We start from the raw sequence: 642 nt of genomic DNA, 5'->3' as shown, positions 1-642 counted from the left end.
GTGAACCGCTGCGGGTTCTTCAGAGACTCTAGATTGTGGCCGTGGCCTGCAGGTTTGGCTGTTGGCTGTAGTACTTGGCTTCGTACTCGGCGGGTGGGGTGTGGCCGAGTTCACCGTGGAGCCGGGTGGAGTTGAACCAGTCGATGTACTCGGCGGTGGCGATCTCGACATCGGTCAGGGTCCGCCAGGGGCCGCGCGGCTTGATCAATTCGGTTTTGTAGAGTCCGATGGTCGACTCCATCAGGGCGTTGTCCAGGGCGTCGCCGACCGAGCCGATGGACGCGGCGATCTTCTCCTTGGCCAGGTGGGTGGCCAGGCGGAAGCTGGTGTATTGCGATCCGGCGTCGGAGTGATGGATCAACTCCCTTGGCTGGACCGGGAATCCCGCTCGGTCGCGCTGCCACAGGCCCATCCCGAGCGCGGACAGGATCAGCGGGGTCTGCTTGTTGGTGGCCGCCGACCAGCCGACGATCCGCCGCGAGAAGGTGTCGACGACGAACGCGACGTGGACGGTGCCGGCCCAGGCCGCCACGTGCGTGAAGTCGGCGACCCACACCCGGTTCGGCGCGCCGGCCACGAAGTTGCGCTTCAGTAGGTCGGGTGCGCGGTCAACGCTCTTGTCCGAGACCGTGGTGACGATCC

General features: G+C 65.7%; 1 protein-coding gene. It reads right to left on the bottom strand.

Annotation, left to right across the window (positions count from 1 at the left end):
• Positions 1-28: 28 nt before the first annotated feature.
• A partial coding sequence (locus UK12_RS32900) for an IS3 family transposase (protein WP_045306878.1) occupies positions 29-642 on the bottom strand: 614 nt, incomplete at its 5' end.

This window comes from Saccharothrix sp. ST-888 (assembly GCF_000955975.1).
Taxonomy (GTDB): Bacteria; Actinomycetota; Actinomycetes; order Streptomycetales; family Streptomycetaceae; genus Kitasatospora.
The sequence above is the reverse complement of the archived record's forward strand: the minus strand, read 5'-3'. Positions and strand labels throughout refer to the sequence as shown.